At 72.8% G+C, this 14490-nt stretch carries 16 protein-coding genes and 1 pseudogene; 6 read left to right on the forward strand and 11 right to left on the reverse strand.

Features of this window, described 5'->3' with window-relative positions; all coding sequences use genetic code 11:
• The first annotated feature begins 33 nt into the window (after positions 1–33).
• Entirely contained in the window at positions 34–696 is a 663-nt protein-coding gene (locus ACGFH8_RS27690) for a GNAT family N-acetyltransferase (RefSeq protein WP_393372608.1), read from the forward strand.
• Between the two features lie 218 nt (positions 697–914).
• Here the strand turns inward: ACGFH8_RS27690 and ACGFH8_RS27695 are convergent, their stop codons facing one another.
• The 4 genes from ACGFH8_RS27695 to ACGFH8_RS27710 all read right to left on the reverse strand — a co-directional run bounded on the left by ACGFH8_RS27695 (position 915) and on the right by ACGFH8_RS27710 (position 4300).
• Positions 915–1613, reverse strand: coding sequence for a TetR family transcriptional regulator (locus ACGFH8_RS27695; protein ID WP_393372610.1), 699 nt, complete (start codon positions 1611–1613; stop codon positions 915–917).
• On the reverse strand, positions 1576–2070 hold the full coding sequence (locus tag ACGFH8_RS27700; protein ID WP_393372613.1) for a thiol-disulfide oxidoreductase DCC family protein: 495 nt from the start codon (positions 2068–2070) through the stop codon (positions 1576–1578). Before ACGFH8_RS27700 ends, ACGFH8_RS27695 begins: the two co-directional genes overlap by 38 nt.
• Complete coding sequence (locus ACGFH8_RS27705) at positions 2067–2684, reverse strand: hypothetical protein (protein WP_393372615.1); 618 nt, start codon at positions 2682–2684, stop codon at positions 2067–2069. Before ACGFH8_RS27705 ends, ACGFH8_RS27700 begins: the two co-directional genes overlap by 4 nt.
• 161 nt (positions 2685–2845) lie before the next feature.
• A complete protein-coding gene (locus ACGFH8_RS27710; protein WP_393372618.1) occupies positions 2846–4300 on the reverse strand; it encodes a glycoside hydrolase family 3 protein in 1455 nt (484 codons plus the stop codon).
• Positions 4301–4470: 170 nt separating this feature from the next.
• On the opposite strand from ACGFH8_RS27710, the gene ACGFH8_RS27715 reads away from it, so the two are divergent.
• Positions 4471–5646, forward strand: a complete 1176-nt coding sequence (locus tag ACGFH8_RS27715) for an ROK family protein (protein WP_393372620.1) — start codon at positions 4471–4473, stop codon at positions 5644–5646.
• A 125-nt stretch (positions 5647–5771) separates the two neighbouring features.
• Here the strand turns inward: ACGFH8_RS27715 and ACGFH8_RS27720 are convergent, their stop codons facing one another.
• Both ACGFH8_RS27720 and ACGFH8_RS27725 read right to left on the reverse strand, forming a co-directional pair.
• Complete coding sequence (locus tag ACGFH8_RS27720; RefSeq protein ID WP_393372623.1) at positions 5772–6779, reverse strand: ABC transporter permease subunit; 1008 nt, start codon at positions 6777–6779, stop codon at positions 5772–5774.
• Positions 6776–7801 carry an ABC transporter ATP-binding protein gene (locus tag ACGFH8_RS27725; RefSeq protein WP_393372626.1) on the reverse strand — a complete coding sequence of 342 codons (1026 nt, stop codon included), beginning with the start codon at positions 7799–7801 and terminating at the stop codon, positions 6776–6778. Before ACGFH8_RS27725 ends, ACGFH8_RS27720 begins: the two co-directional genes overlap by 4 nt.
• A gap of 131 nt (positions 7802–7932) precedes the next feature.
• Between ACGFH8_RS27725 and ACGFH8_RS27730 the strand changes: the two genes are divergently transcribed.
• Both ACGFH8_RS27730 and ACGFH8_RS27735 read left to right on the forward strand, forming a co-directional pair.
• Positions 7933–8763, forward strand: a complete 831-nt coding sequence (locus tag ACGFH8_RS27730) for an ABC transporter ATP-binding protein (RefSeq protein WP_393372628.1) — start codon at positions 7933–7935, stop codon at positions 8761–8763.
• 25 nt (positions 8764–8788) lie between these two features.
• Positions 8789–9684 (forward strand): annotated as a pseudogene (locus ACGFH8_RS27735) (ribokinase).
• Positions 9685–9710: 26 nt separating this feature from the next.
• On the opposite strand, the gene ftrA reads toward ACGFH8_RS27735, so the two are convergent.
• The gene (gene ftrA / locus ACGFH8_RS27740; RefSeq protein ID WP_393372631.1) at positions 9711–10739 is read right to left on the reverse strand and encodes a transcriptional regulator FtrA; all 1029 of its coding nucleotides are present in this window, start codon (positions 10737–10739) and stop codon (positions 9711–9713) included.
• A gap of 70 nt (positions 10740–10809) precedes the next feature.
• Between ftrA and ACGFH8_RS27745 the strand changes: the two genes are divergently transcribed.
• Positions 10810–11268, forward strand: a complete 459-nt coding sequence (locus ACGFH8_RS27745; RefSeq protein ID WP_393372634.1) for a rhodanese-like domain-containing protein — start codon at positions 10810–10812, stop codon at positions 11266–11268.
• A gap of 26 nt (positions 11269–11294) precedes the next feature.
• Here ACGFH8_RS27745 and ACGFH8_RS27750 read toward each other — a convergent pair whose 3' ends face one another.
• The 4 genes from ACGFH8_RS27750 to ACGFH8_RS27765 all read right to left on the reverse strand — a co-directional run bounded on the left by ACGFH8_RS27750 (position 11295) and on the right by ACGFH8_RS27765 (position 13523).
• Positions 11295–12023: a hypothetical protein gene (locus ACGFH8_RS27750; protein WP_393372637.1), complete on the reverse strand. Its 729-nt coding sequence runs from the start codon at positions 12021–12023 to the stop codon at positions 11295–11297.
• 47 nt (positions 12024–12070) lie between these two features.
• The gene (locus tag ACGFH8_RS27755; protein ID WP_393372639.1) at positions 12071–12460 is read right to left on the reverse strand and encodes a hypothetical protein; all 390 of its coding nucleotides are present in this window, start codon (positions 12458–12460) and stop codon (positions 12071–12073) included.
• Complete coding sequence (locus ACGFH8_RS27760) at positions 12457–12939, reverse strand: DUF6232 family protein (RefSeq protein ID WP_393372642.1); 483 nt, start codon at positions 12937–12939, stop codon at positions 12457–12459. The genes ACGFH8_RS27755 and ACGFH8_RS27760 overlap by 4 nt, the downstream gene beginning before the upstream one ends.
• Before the next feature lie 104 nt (positions 12940–13043).
• Complete coding sequence (locus ACGFH8_RS27765) at positions 13044–13523, reverse strand: DUF6232 family protein (protein ID WP_393372643.1); 480 nt, start codon at positions 13521–13523, stop codon at positions 13044–13046.
• 98 nt (positions 13524–13621) lie between these two features.
• Between ACGFH8_RS27765 and ACGFH8_RS27770 the strand changes: the two genes are divergently transcribed.
• Positions 13622–14395 carry an enoyl-CoA hydratase/isomerase family protein gene (locus tag ACGFH8_RS27770; protein WP_393372645.1) on the forward strand — a complete coding sequence of 258 codons (774 nt, stop codon included), beginning with the start codon at positions 13622–13624 and terminating at the stop codon, positions 14393–14395.
• Positions 14396–14490 lie beyond the last annotated feature (95 nt).

Consider the following 14490-nt stretch of genomic DNA (forward strand, 5'->3'; position numbering starts at 1 on the left):
ATCCACGACGGGTGGACCGACGGGGAGGTGGACATGCTCGACCGGCGGGTCCAACTGCACCTGGCCACCTGGCTGGGCCAGTGGCCGGCCGGGGCGGGGCTGCACGTGGTCGCCTCGCACCGACGGGCCGCACCGGCCTGGGACGGCCGGCTGCGCCCCGCGCTCGCCGTGGACACCGGGCGCAGTGGCGTGCTCTCCGTCGCGCCGGACCGGGTGGCGGCGATCCGCTCGCTGATCCGGCGTACCCCGGACCGGTTTCTCGCCGCGTTGCCGCAGGCCGTGGGGCTGCCCGAGTGGTGTGTGCACGACGGCCCCTTCCGGTGGAGCGTGTCCCCCGCGCCGCTACCCGACGTGGGGGAGTGGACCCCGCCGACGGCTCCCGGGCTGCCGCCCTGGCTGCGGCTCTTCGACCGGCCGGTGCTCGTGGTCCGCGACCCGGACGGTGGCTACCTGGCCGGCGCCGGGATCAAACGGCACGACGCGTACGGGCACGAGTTGGCCATCGGCACCGCGCCGGTCGCCCGGGGTCACGGCCTCGCCCGCCGACTCGTGGCACAGGCGGCGCGGCGGGTCCTCGACGAGGGGGCGGTGCCGACCTACCTGCACGAGCGGGACAATCTCGCCTCGGCCCGGGTCGCCGACGCGGCCGGTTTCCCGGATCGGGGCTGGCGGGCGTACGGGGTCTATCCGCGCTGAGTGGCGTGGGGCGCTCGCGGACCGTGGATCCCGGGCCGGATCCACGGTCCGCAACCTCCCCCCAGGCCCCGGTTCCGGACGTACCGACCGCGTCGGGTCGGTACGCGTCGATCACGCTACGTATCGAATAGGCGTGGGGCAAGGTGTGAGCTGTCGGTTCGGAGTGTCGAAAAGCGGACTTGACCTGCTTCTTCGCTGATCGCTAGGTGCCGGCCGGGTCAGTGACGGAGCGTGCGAATCAGGTCGAGCACCTGTCGGGTCACCGGCCGGAGAACCCGGAGCCGGGACAGCGCCACGAGCCGGTCGACAAGGGGTACGGCCCCGTCGATGAGCTGACGGGTCTTGGCCTGGCCCGGCGATCGATCGTGCACCCAGTAGAGGATCACGCCCATGTACGCGAGCCAGAGCAGTTCGGGCAGTTGTGGACGAAGCTCGGCGTCGACCTTTGCCGTCGAGCCCGTCAACACCTCGCCGAAGAGCTCGATGGCCGCCTGTCGGGGGGCGGAGGACTCCGCGGAGAAGGGGCTCAGCGGCGAGGTGGGCTCGGCCGCCGTCTTGAAGAAGGTCGCCGCGAACCCGTGCGACGGCGTCAGCACGTCGATCCCCGCGTGCAGCACTCCGGCCAGCCGGGCGGCGAACGCCTCCTCCCGATCGAGCACGGGCTGGGCGGCCGCCCGGTGTTTTACCTGAAACTGGGCGTAGAACTCCTGGATCAGGTGGTCCTTGGAACCGAAGTAGTAGTAGGCGTTGCCGACCGCCACGCCGGCTTCCTGCGCGATCGCCCGCATGGTGGTCTGGGCGTAACCGCGTTCGTTGAACAGCCGCATCGCGGTGTCCCGGATGAGCTGCCGGGTCTGCTCGCCTCGGGCGGTGGCTGGGTCACCCGCAGTGGTCGTCTGCGCAGGCTGCTCGGTCATCGAGGCCACCGTATCCCGCCAGGTCGTTTGTCGGCTCGTCAGACGGGTCGCGGACCCGCTCCCGGATCGCCGAGGCGGCGGCCACCGCCTGTCGGGCGAGGGGCAGCAGGTGCGGTCGGGCCAGTCGCTCGGCCATGGACCGGTGGTCGGCCAACGCCCACAGGCAGGCGAACCAGGCGCCGTCGCCCGTGTACACCTCACCGGTGTCGGCGATCACGGTGAGGTCGCGCAGCGTCGCGTCGTGGTCCAGGCCGGGGAAGCGCCACCGGGCCTCGGCGGACCCGGCCGGCACGAACTCCAGGGGTACGAGCTGGGCGCGGGAGGTCAACCACCGGCGGGCGGCGCGGCAGAGCGGGCAGGCCGCGTCGAACAGCACGGTGAACCCCCGGATCCCGCCGTCGGAGTGCGCGGCGGGATCCGGGAGCCGACCGACGCCGTCGGTCGGTGGCACGGTCATCGGGTCGGAGGGTTGTTCGCCGGCCCGGCGCCGGGCTGCGGTCCAGCCGGGTGCGGACCGGCCGGGTGCGGACCGGCCGGGTGCGGACCGGCCGGGTGCGGACCGGCGGGGTGCGGACCGGCCGGGTGCGGACCGACGGGCTGGGGTCCGGCCGGGTATGCGCCGGTCGGCTGCGGTCCGGTCGGGTACGCGCCGACCAACTGCGGTCCGACCGGGGCGGGCTGCATGGGAAGTCGGCCGATCGGGGCGATCGGGGGATGGGTGGCGAGCTGGCGGAGGCGGGTTCGGCGGTAGCGGCCCAGGGCGAAGACGTTGAAGAAGTGCAGCGCGCCCAGCACCAGCAGCACCAGGCCGACCTTGAGGGACAGTTCCTCCATGGCCTGGCTTGTCGACACCACCGCGTCGGAGTGCCTCATCGCCACCGTGACGTAGCCGAGGTTGAGCAGGTAGAACCCGACGACCAGGAGGCTGTTGACCGCTCGGGCGAGTCGTTCCTCGGCGAACACCTCCTCCAGGAAGACCAGCCCGTTGCGCGACAGTGCCCGCGCCACCCAGATGGTCAGGCTGACGCTGACCGCGAGGTAGATCACGTACATCCAGACCTTGGTGTCCATGTGGACGCCCTTCTTGAACGTGTTCAACTACCGACGTCGTCAGCCTAGGGCGAATGTTGAACATGTTCAAGAAGGGGTGACAGGTGACTGTGGACACCGTGCTGCGGCGCTGGAGCGCCGATCCGGCCGAGCCCGGGGGGCCCGGCCGGAAATGCCGTGGCTCAGCCGGCCAGACCGAGGGCCTCGGCCGCCGCGCGACCGTTGGCGTGGCTCGCGCCGTACGTGGTGACGAAGGCGCGTACGCCCGCGGGGCGCCACTGTGCCGGCCACCCCATCTCCACCACTGTCACCGGATGTTCGGCGGCCAGCCCGGCGACCAGCTCCGGGCCGCCGGGCAGCCGGTGCAGGTGCCGCCCCACAAGCACGATGGGTCGGTCACCGGCCAACCCGCGCAGCGTCGCCGGATCGGTCTCGGTGGCGATCACGCGCATCTCCGGCACCCCGTCGAGGTGCGGGCCGAGCCCCCACGGCACCCGGCCCTCGGCGATCGTCGACTCGGTGTGCAACTGCACCACGAGCGGCCGGTCCAGCCCGGTGAGCACGCCGTCCACCCGGATGGCGCGACGCGCTGCCGCGTACCCCAGCTCGGTGTCGCCGGCCGTCGTCGACCGGGCGGCGGTCCGGGTCCAGGCGGCGAGTTCGGCGGCGCGGCCGGCGGCCTGCTCGACCCGGGCGGTCGCCAACCGGCCGTCGGTGAGGGCGTCGACGATCTCGGCGGCCACCCGCTCGACAAGTGCGGCGTCGACCCGCGCGCCGATGCAGAGCAGGTCGGCGCCGGCCGCCAGGGCGCGGACCGCGGCCGGCCCGACCCCGCCGGCGGCGACCGCGGCCCCCTTCATCTCCAGCGCGTCGGTGATGACGGCGCCGGTGAAGCCGAGGTCGGTGCGGAGCAGGTCGACAAGGACGGCCCGACTGAAGGTGGCCGGATCGGCGCCGGTCAGCGCCGGCACCCGGATGTGCGCGGTCATCACGGCGCGGGCACCGGCGGCGATGACCGCCCCGAACGGCGGCAGGTCCCGTTGGCGCAGCAGGCTCGGTGGAGCGTCCACTGTGGGCAGCTCGTGGTGGGAGTCGGCGACCGTGGCGCCGTGCCCGGGGAAGTGCTTCGCGCAGGCGGCCACGCCGGCGGCCTGCAACCCCGTCACGGCGGCGGCCGAGTGCGCGGCCACCCGCACCGGGTCCGCGCCGAACGACCGGGTGCCGATCACCGGGTTCTCGTCGGCGGTGTTGACGTCGACAGTCGGGGCGAGGTTGACGGTGATGCCGAGCGCCGCCAGTTCGGCGCCGATCGACTGGTAGACCCGCCGGGTGAGGGCCACGTCGCCGATCGCGCCGAGGGCGGCGTTTCCGGGGTACGGGCTCCCGGTGGCATGTGCTAGCCGGGTCACGTCACCGCCCTCCTCGTCGATGGCGACGAGCGCGTCCGGCCGACCGGAGCGCAGGGCGGCGGTACTCGCCGCCACCTGGGCGGGGTCGTGCACGTTGGTGCCGAACAGGGTGTGCCCGGCCAACCCGTCGGCCAGCAGCTCGCCCGCCCAGTCGGGTGGAACGGGCCCCGGGTACGCGGCGAGCAGCGTGCCCAGTGCCAGCCGGCGCAGTCCTGCGTCCAACCCCACGTGATCTTCCCCCTTCGGTGCCCCACCGGGTACGAAACGTCATACCGGTGGTGGTCCTGGCCCTGCCGAATCGGCGGAGCGTCCCACTGTCGGGTGGCCGTTACGCTACGGCTACCCGTTCGCAGGTCGGTTTACAGTTAGCAAAGTTTACTAAAACTAGAGGACGTGTCATGAGTGCGACCCGGCTGCCCGGCACCCCCCGTCTGTTGCGGGCGCTCAACGACCGTGCGGCACTGGAGTTGCTCCTCGAACGCGGCCCGCTGACCAGGGCCCGACTCGGCGAGCTGACCGGGCTGTCGAAGGTCACCGCGTCCCAACTTGTCGAGCGGTTGGAGGAGCGCGGTCTCGTCACGCGGGTCGGCGAGCAGGCCGGCGGGCGGGGGCCGAACGCACAGCTCTACGCGGTCAGCCCCGGCAGCGCGCACGTGGTCGGCGTGGACGTCGGACCGGACCGGGTGGTGGCCGCGTGTGCCGACATCACCGGTGCGGTCATCGGCCGGGTGGAGCAGTCGACCCGGGACACCGACGACCCGGTGGGAGTCGTGCACAACGCCGTGGTGCAGGCGGCCAGCAGCGCCCACGCGCAGCTCAGCAGCGTACGGCGGATCGTGCTCGGCACGCCGGGCCTGGTCGACCCCGGCACCGGCGACATCACGTTCGCCTTCAACCTGCCGCGCTGGCACAGCGGTCTGCTCGCCGCCCTGCGCGACGACCTGCACACCCCGGTGGTCTTCGAGAACGACGTCAACCTGGCCGCGGTGGCCGAGGCGCAGTCCGGCGCCGCGCAGGGGCTCGCGGACTTCGTGCTGGTCTGGGTGGGCGCCGGCGTGGGCCTGGCGATCATGCTGGGTGGGCGGTTGCACCACGGCAGCAGTGGAGCGGCAGGTGAGATCGGCTACCTGCCGGTGCCCGGCGCGCCCATCCCACGCGACGTCTCCCGCCGCGCCAAGCCCGCCTTCCAGCAGCTGATCGGTGCGGATTCGGTCCGCGCGGTGGCTCGCGAGCACGGCTACCCGGACACCGACGCCGCCGAGGCGGTGCGCGCGGCCGTCGCGGCCGGCGACGACGGTGGCCCGATGCTCGACGAGCTGGCCCGCCGGCTCGCGCTGGGCGTGGCCAGCACCTGCGTGGTGCTCGATCCGCCCCTGGTCGTGCTCGCCGGCGAGGTGGGCCAGGCCGGCGGCGCCGCCCTCGCCGAGCGGGTGCAGCACGAGGTCGCGGCGATCACCCTGGTCCGACCGCGGGTGGTGCCGACCGGGCTGACCGAGGAGCCGATCCTGCACGGCGCGCTGCGCACCGCCCTGGACGCCGTACGCGACGAGGTCTTCGGCTCCACGGTCGGCTGAGCCCGCTGCGCCGGTCATGTGGAGGAATATTTCACCGCAGCTTGGCGGGTTGCAAGCTCTTGCCGAGTTGCGACCGGTGCCGCCGGGTCGCCCGCGATCACGCGTGCGACCCGGCGGACCGCGACTCAGAGCAGGTCGCGGCGACGGAACACGGCGAACGCCGCGGCGGTCAGTCCGCCGGTCAGCACGAGCAGGACCAGCAGCGAGGAACCCCAGGTCAGGCTGTAGTAGCCATCGCAGTAGGCGGTGCCGGAACACCGCTGGGCATCCCAGAACCGCGCCTCGCCGGTGAGCCACGCCCCGATGTGACTGGAGAGCATCAACCGGTCCGACCGGCGGAAGTCGACGATCTCCAAGACCAGCCGGGCCCCCAACTCCCACACCACCAGGTACGCGGCCGCCGCCCCCAGCGCCGCCGACGTGTGCCGACCCAGCGTGGCGATCGAGAAGCCCAGCGCGGCGGCCAGCAACACCAGCACCAGACCACGGCCGTGCACCGCGCCGAGCTCACTCCAGAAGTCGTTGCTCAACCGACCGGGCAACCCGGCGGTCTGCCCGATCACCCAGAACGCGGCGAGGTAGGCCACCGACGCCAGCACGCTCAGCACCAGCACCGTGCCGAGCAGGGTGCCCAACTTGGCCCCGAGCACCGTCAACCGGCGTGGCCGCCAGAGCAGCAGGTTCACCACCCCGCCGGAGTTCAGGTCAGCGCCGATGTAGGAGGCGCCGACCAGGAAACCGAACAGCACCAGGAACGCGATGAGGAAGTAGAGCAGCGGCCGCGCCTGTTGGCCGAAGCTGAACACCCCCGGCAGGAAGTCGGCGGCGATCGGCAGCTGCTCCCGCAGGGCCGGATCGAACTCGGAGCAGTCGGCGGGGAGATAGAACCCGTCGTCCTCCGTCGGGACCATGGCGCCCCTGCGGGCCAGGCACTCCTGGAACGCGACCTCCATGCTCTGCCGCTGCTCGGCGGCCTGCGCCCGCGCCGAGTCCAGCTCGGTCGCGCTCGGCTTGTGCGACCCGGCCAGAGTGGTCGCCGCCGTCACGGCGAACGCCAACGCCAACAGGACGACCATGAGCTGCACGAAGCGGCGACCGGTCAGCCGCTCCAACTCGGCACGAACCAGGTTCACGCGTCCACTCCCCGATCGAGATCAATCACAGCTTCGCCCCGCTGGCCGTCCGGCAGCGCCGAGCCGTCCGGGAGCGCCGAGCCGTCGACCTGCCGGGGGACCGACGCGTGCGCGTACGCCCCCGTCAGCTCCAGGAAGACGCTCTCCAGATCCGGCCGAAGCGGCGTCAACTCGCCCACCCACAGCCCCTGCTCGCCGAGCACCCGGCTGACCACCGTCGGGTCACTCACGCCACTCACCACGAGCGCCTCGCCGTCGACGACCGCCGTCAACCGGGCCGCGTGCAGCAGCTCGACAGCGCGCTCCCGCTCGGCCACCCGCACCAGGAACTCGTGCCGGTCGTGGCCCGCCAGCACCTCGTCCACCCGGCCCGCCGCCACCCGCTTCCCCCGCGAAATGATCGTGACGTGGTCGCAGATCAACTGGATCTCGCCCAGGATGTGACTGGACACCAGCACTGTCACCCCGTTGGCCGCCAGCGACCGCATCAGGTCCCGCATCTCCCGGATGCCCGCCGGGTCCAGCCCGTTCGCCGGCTCGTCCAGGATCAGCAACCGCGGATCCTTCAACAGCGCGGACGCCACCGCGAGGCGCTGCTTCATGCCCAGCGAGTAGCCCTTCACCCGCTCGTCGCCCCGGTCGCGCAGACCCACCATCTCCAGCGCCTCGTCCACCCGCGAGACCGGCACCCCACCGGCACGAGCCAACAGGCGCAGCGTGCGGTACCCGGTGAAGTTGCCGAAGAACTGCGGGCTCTCGACGATCGCGCCGACCTGCCCCGCCACCCGGGGCAGCAGCTCCGGCGACGGTTGACCGAGCACTGTCATCCGCCCACCGTCGGCGCGTACCAGCCCGAGCAGGGCCCGCAGGGTGGTGGTCTTGCCGGAGCCGTTGGGGCCCAGGAACCCATGGACCTGGCCGGCCTCGACCAGCAGATCGAACCCGTCCACCGCCACCCGCCGGCCGTTACGCAGGCTGCGGAAGGCCTTGCGCAGACCCTCGATCTCGATGACCGCGCTCATCCGCGCGGCTCCGAATCTTGACGGAACATCAGCCGTCCTCCGGGTTTGGTGATCAACGACACGGCGCTTCACCCTATGACCGAGGCGCCGCCCGTGGGGGGCGCCCCGGCGCTGCGTGGTTGGATGGTGTGGTGACTGGTGACCTGATCCATGGCGCTGCCGGCGCCGCGCCTGTGGACCCGGATCTGGTGGTCAGCCTGGACGGCGTCGGGGTACGCCGGTCCGGCACCGCCCTCCTGCAGGACCTGACCTGGCGTGTCGAGTTGGACGAGCGGTGGGTGGTGCTCGGCTCCAACGGCGCGGGCAAGACGACCCTGCTCAACCTCGCCTCGGGCCGGCTGCACCCCACCACGGGTGTCGCGCACGTGCTCGGCGAACGGATCGGTCGCACCGACGTCAACGAGCTGCGTACCCGGATCGGGCTCACCACCGCCGCGCTCGCCGAACGGCTGCCCGCCGACGAGCGGGTCACCGATGTGGTGGTGACCGCCGCCTGGTCGGTGGTCGGCCGCTGGCGGGAGAACTACGACCCGGCCGACGAGGCGCGGGCGCGGGCACTACTGAGCCAGCTCGGCGTCGGTGGCCTCGCCGAGCGCCGCTACGGCACCCTCTCCGAGGGTGAGCGCAAGCGGGTGCAGATCGCCCGTGCCCTGATGACCGACCCGGAGCTGCTGCTGCTCGACGAGCCCGCCGCCGGGCTCGACCTGGGCGGTCGGGAGGACCTGGTCGCCCGACTGGCCGAGCTGGCGTACGACCCGGATGCCCCGGCGATGGTGCTTGTCACCCACCACGTGGAGGAGATTCCACCGGGGTTCACCCACGCGTTGCTGCTGCGCGAGGGCGGGGTGGTCGCCCAGGGTCTGCTCGCCGAGACGTTGACGGGTGACAACCTCTCCAAGACGTTCGGTCTGCCGCTCGTGGTCGAGCGGTCGGGCGACCGTTACACCGCGCGGGCCGCCTGAGCGCCACGACAGGGCGGAGACGACAGTGCCGCAGACCCGGGTTGCCGTGGTGGGCAGCGCCAACATGGACCTGGTCGCGATGGCGCCCGCGCTGCCGCGGGTGGGTGAGACCACGCTCGGCACCGACTTCGTGATGGTGCCCGGCGGCAAGGGCGCCAACCAGGCCGTCGCCGCGGTCCGGGCCGGCGCCTCCTGCGCCTTCCTCGGCGCGATCGGCTCGGACGCCTTCGGTGTCACCCTGCGGGCCCGGATCACCGCCGCCGGGGTGGACACCAGCCAACTGCGCGTGGTCTACGGCACCTCGGGGGTCGCGCTGGTCATGGTCAACGCGCAGGGTGAGAACGCCATCATGGTGACTCCCGGCGCCAACGACGCGCTTGTCGGCCTCACCGAGGAGAGCTGGCCACGGTACGCGCGGCGGACGTCCTGATCGCCCAACTGGAGATCCCGGTGCAGACCGTGACGGCCGCCGCGGTGGCCGCCCGCGCCGCCGGCACCCGGGTCATCCTGAACGCCGCCCCGGCCCGGGACCTCCCACCCGAGCTGCTCGCCGCCGTGGACGTCCTGGTCGTCAACGAGGGCGAGGCGCAGACGCTCACCGGCCGAGGCCGGGAGGACCCCCGGGCGCTGCTCGGCCTGACCCCCCGGGCCGTGCTCACTCTCGGCGGCGAGGGCGCCCGGTACGTCGACCGGGACGGCACCGACGTGCACGTGCCGGCGGTACGTGTCGACGTGGTCGACTCCACCGCCGCGGGCGACGCGTTCACCGCCGCGCTGGCCGTCGGCTGGGGCGAGGGACGCGACCTGGTCGACGCGGTGCGCTGGGCGTCGGCGGCGGGCGCGGCCTGCGTCCGCAAGCTCGGTGCCTCGGTGGCGCTACCGCAACGCGCCGAGATCGACGAGCTGTACGCGCCGGCCTGACCGCGACGGCCTGAGCGTGTCGGCGGTTACGTCCGCTGATCCGCGCCCGTGCGGAAGGCCCGCCGGTACGCCGACGGCGAGGTCAGCATGACCCGGCCGAAGTGGTGGCGGTAGGTGACCGGCGAGTCGAAGCCCACCGCGCGGGCGACCTGTTCGACCGGGGCGTCCGTTTCCTCCAGCAGGGTCAGGCTCGCGCGGACCCGTTTGTCGATCAGCCAACGGATCGGGCTGGTCCCGGTGGCCCGGGCGAAGTGTCGCAGGTAGGTGCGGGACGACATGTGCGCCCGCCCGGCGAGCTGGGCCACGCTCAGCGGCTCGGCGAGATGGGCGAGGGCCCAGTCGATGCTGCCCGCGATGCGGTCGTCGTCCGGGTCGGCGGGTACCGGTGCCTCGACGAACTGGGCCTGCCCGCCGTCGCGGTGCGGGGGGATCACCAGCCGTCGGGCGACCGCGTTGGCGATCGTCGCGCCATGGTCGCGCCGGATCACGTGCACACAGAGGTCCAGCCCAGCCGCGCTGCCGGCACTGGTGAGCAGGTCACCGTCATCGAGGTAGAGCACGTCTGGGTCCACCTCGACCCGCGGATAACGACGTGCGAGCAGCTCCGCATACCGCCAGTGGGTGGTGGCCCGCCTACCGTCCAGCAGCCCCGCCCCGGCCAGGGCAAACGCGCCCGAGCAGATCGACATGAGCCGGGCACCGCGCCGGTGCGCCTGGCGGAGCGCGGTGATCAGTTCAGGCGACGGGTCAGCGGTCACGTCCGGTACGCCGGGCACGATCACCGTCCGCGCCGCCGCCAGCTCGGCCAACCCGTACGGGGTGTGCAGGCTGGCCCCGCCGACCACCGGCACCGGCCCCGGCTGCTCGGCGCAGAGCACCAGGTCGTACCAGTCGACGTCGAATTCGGGTCGGGGCAACCCGAACACCTCGGTGACGATGCCGGTCTCGAACACCGACATCCCCGGGTACGCGAGCACGGCGACGCGGTGGGCGGCCGCCTGTCGTCGGGGCGCTGGTAGCGGGCGCGGGCCGGTTGTCGTGGCCGGGATCGGCATGGCGGGATGTTAGCGCAGAACGTCTTTTCCGCCACTCGTCTGGCGATGGACCGACCGCCAGGATCGGTGCATGACCTTCACCTTCGCCGTTTCGCCGGCCGATCCGGCCACCGCCGCCGCCTACTTCCACAATCGGCTCAGCGTCGAGACCGACGTCAGTGATGTGCACGCCGACCTGTCGGCCCGTACCCCGGGCCTGGTGGTGGTCGACTCCCGGGGCGCGGCCGCCTGGGCGCAGGGGCACCTCCCCGGCGCGGTGCACCTGCCCACCGCCGAGATCGCGAGCCGGGCAGCGGGCCTGATCCCGCCAGGCTCGGCGGTGGTGACGTATTGCTGGGGACCGGGCTGCAACGGCGCGACCCGGGCGGCGCTGGAGTTCGCCCGGCTCGGTCATCCGGTGAAGGAGATGCTCGGCGGGTTCGAGTACTGGGTGCGGGAAGGGCTGCCGGTGGTGACGGAGACCGGGTTGACCCGACGTCCGGTCGACGACCTGACCGCGCCAACCGCGACGATCACCTGCGACTGTTGATCCTCCGCACGGGCGCGGGTGTGGGCTCAGCCGGCCGGCTCGTCGGCGAGCTTCTCGCCGCGCCGACGCAGCATGCCCAGCCCGGGAATGCCGGCCACGGCGAGCTTGAGGTCGCGGGTCACGTCGAGCAGGTCGTGCAGGTCGGGCCCGACCCGGTCCAGGGTGGCCAGGATCGGCAGGATGTCGGCCGTCAGGTGCTCCCTGAGCTTGGGCAGCTCGTCGATCAGGTGGATCGCCGCGGTGATCTCCTCGTGGCTCAGCTCCTCGACGAACTTCGCGGTCATCGGCGCGGCCCGGCGCAGCGCCGGCTCGTACGCCGCCAGCAGCTCGGCCGCCGTGGCGGCGGCCTCCGCAGCGGTGCCCACGGTGGCGGCGGCCCGGCCGGCCACCCGGTCGGCCTCGGCGACCACCGTGTCGGCCGATCGGGACACCCGGTCGGCCTCGGCGACCACCACGGCGGCGGCAGCGGCCACCTCGGTGGCGGTGTCGATGGCGGTGGTCGCGGCGGCGCTGATGACGGCCACCTCGCGGACAGCCGCCTCGGCGTCGGTGAGCACCTGATCGGTGCGGTCCAGGGTCGTCTCGATCCGGTCCACCACGCCGTTGATCCGGGCCAGCAGCGCCTCCACCCCGTCCAGCACCGCGAACGCGCGGGTGGGCACGGCGGCCATCGAGGCGGCCGAGCCGAGCGCCTGGTCGAGAGCGGAGCGGGTCAGACCGACGACGGCGGCCGGGGTGGGGAGGGGGATCGCCATGGGGTCAAGTGTGCGTCGGCCGTGCCACAACCGCCCGACGGCGCCGGTCAGCGTGAGTGCCGGGCGGCGGTGTCGGCGCGGGCCACCCGCAGCGCCCACCAGATCAGCGGCGCCTGCAACGGCACCCGGCCGTACGCGATGGCCCGCTTCGTCGGGCGTCGGCGCCGCCAGTCCACTGCCATCTTCACGTTCGCCGGCAGGACGGCGACGAAGAGCGCGGCGGCGGCCCGACCGCCGGCCCGACGGGTGGCCGGGTTCGCGACCGCCGCCGCCACCGCGAGTTCGGCCACTCCGCTGGCGTACGTCCAGAACCGGGCCGGGCCGGGCAACGCGCGCGGCACGATCGGGTCGTAGACGCCGGGGCGTACCAGGTGGGTGACGCCGGCCGCGGCGAGCAGGCCGGCCAGGGCGACGGCCTCACCGCGGCGGGTGGTCATCGATGGTCCCCCTGCTGTTCGACGGCGCGCTGCACGGCCCGGTAGATCTGCCCGAACCGTAGCGCGTCCGGGGTGCGCACCAGCAGGTCCTCCCGGCCGTGGTGCTGCACCCACAGCTCGTGCACGTGACTGCCCCGTTCGTAGGAGCGGTCCAGCCAGCCGAGGGGGATCTCCAGGAACGGCAGCGCCACCAGCGCCCCGACCGCGCAGGCGGCGAGGATGATCAGCGCCAGCTGCCAGTTGCCCCGGTCCTGAGCGGACCACGCCAGTGACAGCACGCAGACCACGGCGACCAACGGCGGCAGCGAGAGCAGCAGCACCAGGACACCGCGCCCCAGCACACGGCCCCGGACGGCGAGGGTCTTCTGCCCCCGCGCGTGCCAGACGAACGTCACGTCGGGCAGGGCGATCACGTGACCACCCGCCCGGATCGACTCGGAGGTCACCTGCACCGCGTCGTCCCGGTAATAGAGGGTCATCACTAAGCCTAACCACCGACAGGCAACATCCGCCTCCGGTGCGTGAGGTTCGCTCAGATCTTGGGCACTCGCCGTCCGCGTCGAACCGGTTCTGAGCGGGGGCCCTATCGACGGCTGGCGGGGCGGGCCGGTTGGCTGTGTTCGACCGCCCGCTGCACCGCCCGGTAGATCTGACCGAAGCGCAACGCGTCGCCGGTGCGCAGCAACCGCACCGGCTGGCCGCGCCAGCGGGCCCAGATCTCCAGTTGACGGCTGCCCCGGGCGTACGAGCGGTCCAGGTGCTCGAAGAGGAAGTCGGCGACCGGCCCGACGGCCAGCCCGATCAGCACCGACGCGCCGACGATCGCGATCGTCACGGTGGGTGAGCGGTGCAGCCACACGGCCACGCCGATGCCGAGCACCGCCGCGATCAGCGGACCGGCCAGGGCGGCGCCGATCGCGCCGCGCCCCACCAGGACGCGCCAGGAACGGCTGCCGCGGCGGTGCCAGATCATGGTGATGTCGGCGAGCGCGTAGCTGCGACCGTCGGCTCGGAAGGTGGTGGAGGTGACCTGCACCGACCTGTCGTCGTAATACGTCGTCATGGCTGGACTCCCGCCCGCGGGGCTGACACCACACTACTTACCCAAACGAGCCGGGTCGTAAGGTTGGCACGCGACTTCGACGAGGAAGTGAGGGCAGCGTGGGCGAGTTCGTTCGGCTGGAGACCAGGGACGGCATCGGCACGATCCGGCTGGAGCGGCCGCCGATGAACGCGCTCAACACCCAGGTGCAGGAGGAGTTGCGCGCCGCCGCCACGGCGGCCGGCGCCGACCCCGAGGTCCGCGCCGTCATCGTGTACGGCGGCGAGAAGGTCTTCGCCGCCGGCGCCGACATCAAGCAGATGGCCGAGATGTCCTACGTGGACATGGCTGATCGGGCCGCGAACCTGTCCAGCGCGCTCGGCGCGATCGCCCGGATCCCCAAGCCGGTGGTCGCCGCGATCACCGGGTACGCCCTCGGTGGCGGCTGTGAGCTGGCGTTGGCCTGCGACTGGCGGGTGGTCGCCGAGGACGCCAAGCTCGGCCAGCCTGAGATCAGGCTGGGCATCATCCCCGGCGCGGGCGGCACCCAACGACTGGCCCGCCTGATCGGCCCGGCCCGAGCCAAGGATCTGATCATGTCGGGGCGGATGGTGGACGCGCCGGAGGCGCTGCGGATCGGCCTGGCCGACCGGGTCGTCCCGGCCGCCGACGTGTACGACACGGCCGTGGAACTGATCACTCCGTACCTGACCGGGCCGGCGCAGGCGCTGCGCGCGGCGAAGCTGGCGGTCGACGGCGGTCTGGACATGGACCTGAACTCGGGTCTGGCCTGGGAGAGTCAACTCTTCGCGGCGCTGTTCGCCACCGACGACAGGCGCGAGGGCATGACGGCGTTCGTCGAGAAGCGCAAGCCGGACTTCACCGGTCGCTGACCCGCCGGTCCACCCTCCAACTGCCCCTGACCTCGGTAGCGTCCACCGGCCGGGACCACCGTCGGACGGTCAAGTGACTGGCCGGTAACCTGTGA

The sequence above is a fragment of the Micromonospora sp. NPDC049175 genome (assembly GCF_043197345.1).
Classification (GTDB): Bacteria; Actinomycetota; Actinomycetes; order Mycobacteriales; family Micromonosporaceae; genus Micromonospora.